Source organism: Streptomyces sp. 8K308 (assembly GCF_004348315.1).
GTDB lineage: Bacteria > Actinomycetota > Actinomycetes > Streptomycetales > Streptomycetaceae > Streptomyces.
Genome location: NZ_SMKC01000498.1, coordinates 1 through 3,904, shown reverse-complemented (window position 1 = coordinate 3,904; position 3,904 = coordinate 1). Strand labels below are relative to the sequence as shown.

The 3,904-nt window shown below is 72.9% G+C and carries 5 protein-coding genes and 1 pseudogene; 3 read left to right on the top strand and 3 right to left on the bottom strand.

Going from position 1 to position 3,904, the window contains the following annotated elements:
• The first annotated feature begins 145 nt into the window (after positions 1-145).
• Both E1265_RS34700 and E1265_RS34695 read left to right on the top strand, forming a co-directional pair.
• Positions 146-946: an SDR family NAD(P)-dependent oxidoreductase gene (locus E1265_RS34700; RefSeq protein ID WP_132934930.1), complete on the top strand. Its 801-nt coding sequence runs from the start codon at positions 146-148 to the stop codon at positions 944-946.
• Positions 947-957: 11 nt separating this feature from the next.
• On the top strand, positions 958-1,305 hold the full coding sequence (locus E1265_RS34695) for a hypothetical protein (protein WP_132934929.1): 348 nt from the start codon (positions 958-960) through the stop codon (positions 1,303-1,305).
• A gap of 70 nt (positions 1,306-1,375) precedes the next feature.
• Here E1265_RS34695 and E1265_RS34690 read toward each other — a convergent pair whose 3' ends face one another.
• Positions 1,376-2,308 carry an aldo/keto reductase gene (locus tag E1265_RS34690; protein WP_243741327.1) on the bottom strand — a complete coding sequence of 311 codons (933 nt, stop codon included), beginning with the start codon at positions 2,306-2,308 and terminating at the stop codon, positions 1,376-1,378.
• Positions 2,309-2,397: 89 nt separating this feature from the next.
• On the opposite strand from E1265_RS34690, the gene E1265_RS34685 reads away from it, so the two are divergent.
• The gene (locus E1265_RS34685) at positions 2,398-2,973 is read left to right on the top strand and encodes an MFS transporter (protein ID WP_132934928.1); all 576 of its coding nucleotides are present in this window, start codon (positions 2,398-2,400) and stop codon (positions 2,971-2,973) included.
• On the opposite strand, the gene E1265_RS37565 is transcribed toward E1265_RS34685, so the two are convergent.
• Both E1265_RS37565 and E1265_RS37560 read right to left on the bottom strand, forming a co-directional pair.
• Complete coding sequence (locus tag E1265_RS37565; RefSeq protein ID WP_165953991.1) at positions 2,966-3,370, bottom strand: cytochrome P450; 405 nt, start codon at positions 3,368-3,370, stop codon at positions 2,966-2,968. The genes E1265_RS34685 and E1265_RS37565 overlap by 8 nt on opposite strands.
• Positions 3,286-3,904: pseudogene (locus tag E1265_RS37560) on the bottom strand (cytochrome P450); the annotation flags it as partial. The pseudogene E1265_RS37560 and the gene E1265_RS37565, both read right to left, overlap by 85 nt.

Genomic DNA, 3,904 nt, shown 5'->3' with positions numbered 1-3,904 from the left:
CCCCGAACCCCGAGCCGGGGCCCGCGGCACGGGAGGCTCCCGTCACCCGGTGCAACCTGGTCGTGGACGGGGAACGGTCGGCGAGGAGGCAGTCACCCCGAGGACCGGGGACCACGGCCACCGGCCGAGAGACGGAGGAACCACCATGGCACAGGAACCCGATCCGTTCGCCCTGCACGGCCGTCGTGCGGTCGTCACCGGCGTGTCCAGGGGAATCGGGAGGCGGATCGCGCTGACCCTGGCCCGGGCCGGCGCCGACGTCGCCGGCATCTACCTCGACGGTGACGAGTCGGCCGAGGAGACCGCCGCGGAGATTCGAGCGCTGGGCAGGGAGGTCTTCTTCATGCGCGGAGACACGGGTGACCAGACGGCCGTCGAGGCGCTCGCCGACGGAGCCGTGCAGCGATGGGGCGGCATCGACGTCTGGGTCAACAACGCCGCGCGCCTGATGGTGAAGCCGTTCTCCGAAGTGACCGCGGAGGACTGGCACGGTGTGCTGGCACCGAATCTCCACGGGTACTTCTACGGCTGCTCGGCCGCGGCCAGCCGCATGGCGGCCCAGGGAAACGGCGGGCGCATCATCAACGTGTCCTCCGCCTCCGACGTGCTGGCCGTCAGCGGGATGTCCGCGTACATCACGGCCAAGGCCGGGATCGTCGGACTCACCAAGACCCTCGCGCTCGACCTCGCACCGGCGCGCATAACCGTCAACGCCCTGGCGCCGGGAGCCACCGACACGGAGATGAACGCCACCGCGTACACCCCGGCGGTGCGCGCCACCTACGAACAGCGCATCGCGCTCGGCCGGATCGGCACGGCGCAGGAGATGGCCGACGTGGCGCTGTTCCTCGCCTCGCGGGCATCCCGCTACCTCACGGGACAGGAGATCGTCGTGGACGGCGGCCTCAGCATCAACGGCACGGTGGGGCACGAGCGGACCCTCTGATCCGACGCGGCGTGGTGGACTTCCTGGTGTGGGGGGTGACCGGCGACGAGCCGCGCCCGGAGTTCCCCGATGCGTACCGCGCCCGGCACCGGGCGGCCATCGCCGCCGGGGGGTACCCGCGTCCTGGCGACGTCGTCCCGCACGGCGGCGAGCTGTTCGCCGTGATCTCCGGCGTCGCCTTCAACGCCGACGACGACCTCGACGTGGTGTGGGCCGCCCCGTTGGGCGAGGACGACAGCGTGTCGATCAGCCGGGTCACCTCACTGCCCAAGCATCAGCTGCCGGCCCCGGTGGGCCAAGTGCGGAACCTCGACGGCGTCCGCCACACCGCCCGCTGGATCCTCACCGGCGAGCAGTGAGGCTCACCCGGCCTGGCGACCCGGGCCGGCGTCGGCGGTGGCGGACGCGGGGCGACGAGCCGGCACGCCGTCAGTCCTCGAGCGTCGACGGCGGCGTGCCAAGCGCGGCGAGCTCAGGCCAGAACTCCTCCGGGATCGGGGTGGCCTGGAGGCGCCCGAGCTGCGCAAGGCGCTCGGGGCGGCCGACGCCCACGATCGTCGAGGCGATGCCCGGGTGGCGCAGCGAGTACCGCAGCGCCACGGCGTGGAGCGGGATGTCCCACCGCCCGCACAGCTCGCGGGCGCGCGCCACCCACGCGAGGAGTTCGGGGCCGGCCTGCCGGTAGGCGTACGTCTCGCCTGAGCCGGCGAGGATACCGCCGCCGAAGGGGGCGGCGTTGAAGACGCCGATGCCGCGCTCGGCCGCCAGGTCGATCAGCTCCTCGGCCCGGCGGTCGACGAGCGTGTAGCGGTTGTGGGTCAGCAGGACGTCGAACGCGCCGCTGAGGGCGTACCGGCGCATCAGGGAGACGGGGCCGGCGGCGATGCCGAGGGCCCCGACCAGGCCCTGGTCGCGCAGCTCGGTCAGCCCCTGTACGGCCCCGCCGGGCGCGAACGCCTCCTCGACCTCGATGGTGTAGGGGTCGTGCAGGTGGAGTAGCGGCAGCCGCTCGATCCCCAGGCGCGCGACGCTTTCCTCGAACGACCGCCAGACCCGGTCACGGTCCAGCGCTCCGGTGTCCGGGGCGGCGTCGACCTTGGTGACGATCGCCTTGCCGGCCGGCAGCCCATCGCGGCGGACGGCGGCCCCGAGGACGGTTTCGCTGCGGCCTCGCGCGTAGTTGTTCGAGGTGTCGATCACGGCGAAGGGGCTGGCGAACATCGCCCGCGCCAGGGCGTCGGCGGCCGGTGCCGGCGTCCCGTCCGGCTGCGGCGGGTCGCCCAGGAAGGAGGTGCCGATGCTGACCGCCGTCGCGCGCAGCGCGGTCCCGGGCACGGTCCGCTCGTCCATCAACTCGTCCATCGCTCCTCGTATTCCCCGTCGACGCGCTCTGCCGGGCCGGACACTAGCAGCGACGTCCCGCACGGCGCCGTCCCGCCTGTTCACGACCCATTCCGCTGACTCGCTCGTCGGGTCCACGCGGGCAGTCCGTCGGCATCGACCAGGCGAACTCGTTGCTGATCAGCCTGTCCACCTCGATCGTCAACATCGTCGGCACGGTCGTGGCGATGCTGTTCATCGACCGGGTCGGCCGCAAGCCGCTGGCCCTGGTGGGCTCGCTCGGCATGGCGGTGTCCCTCGGTTTCGCCTCGTGGGCCTTCTCCCACAAGAGCGGCGCGGGAGACGACATCTCGATCCCCGAGACGCAGGGCACGGTGGCCCTGGTCGCCGCCCACACCTTCGTCCTCTTCTTCGCCGTCTCGTGGGGCGTGATCCTGTGGGTCATGGTCGGCGAGATGTTCCCGTTCCGCGTGCGCGCGGCCGCCATGTCGGTGGCGACGGCCTCCAACTGGATCGCCAACTGGGCCGTCACGGAGGGCTTTCCGCGCCTGTCCGAGTGGAATCTTTCGGCCACGTACGCCCTCTACGCCGGCTTCGCGCTGCTGTCCGCGCTCTTCGTCGTGCGGGTGGTCGAGGAAACCAGGGGAAGGCGGTTGGAGAGGGGCCCTGAGGCCGTCGTCAGGTGAGCACCGGCAGGGTGGCGGGACGGGCGAACCGGCCGCCGAGCAGGAGCGGGATGTCCCGCGCGGGCGTGGCGAGCCGCAGCTCGGGCGCGTGTCTGACCAGGCTGTGCAGCACGGTGGTGAGCTCCAGGCGGGCCAGGGGCGCGCCCAGGCAGTAGTGCGGGCCGTGTCCGAAGGCGAGGTGAGGGCCGTCGGGGCGGTCGCGGTTGGCCGAGTGGGTGGCGGCCAGCACGGCGCTGCCCGCAGGGATGACGGTGGCGGAGAGCGTCACGTCCCGCAGGGTGACGCGGAGCAGCCCGGCGTGGATCAGTGGGCTCAGCCGCAGGGCCTCCTCGACGACGTCCGGGACGCGGGTCCGGTCCGCGCACAGCGCCCGGTAGCGGTCGCGTTGGTCGAGCACGCGATGAGGGTGAGGCCGAGTTGGGCGACGGTGGTCTCGAATCCGGCCATGGTGAGGGTGACGCCCATGGTGATCTGTTCCTCCGGGGCCAGTCGGGCGGCGTCCTCGGCGTTGGCCAGCGCGCTGAGCAGTGAGTCGTCCGGGCGGGCCCGCTTGTGCCGCACCACGGCCGCGATGTGGTCGCGCAGGGCCTGGCGGCCGGCGTTGGCGTGGGCCACGGAGTGGCTGGAGAGGGAGAGGGTGGCGGTCACCCACTCGGTCAGCTCGGCGTGTCGGTCGTCGTCGGGGAGGCCGAGCAGGCGGCCGAGCACGGCGAGGGGCAGGGGTTGGGCGAGGGTGGTCATCAGGTCCACGGGGGCCGGTTCGCGCAGGGCGGCGGTGACCAGTCGTTCGGCGGTGTCCTCGACGAAGGGCCGGAGGCCGTCGAGCGCGTCGCGGGTGAACCAGGGGCTGACGGCGCGGCGCAGCCGCGTGTGCTCGGGCGGGTCGGTCTCGAAGAGGCCGTTGGTGGGGTGGACGGCGTCGGTGCGGCGG

Excerpts from the sequence above, each read along its gene's own strand:
- E1265_RS34700 (WP_132934930.1), top strand. The coding sequence starts at position 146 with ATGGCACAGGAACCCGATCCGTTCGCCCTGCACGGCCGTCGTGCGGTC.
- E1265_RS34690 (WP_243741327.1), bottom strand. The coding sequence starts at position 2,308 with ATGGACGAGTTGATGGACGAGCGGACCGTGCCCGGGACCGCGCTGCGC.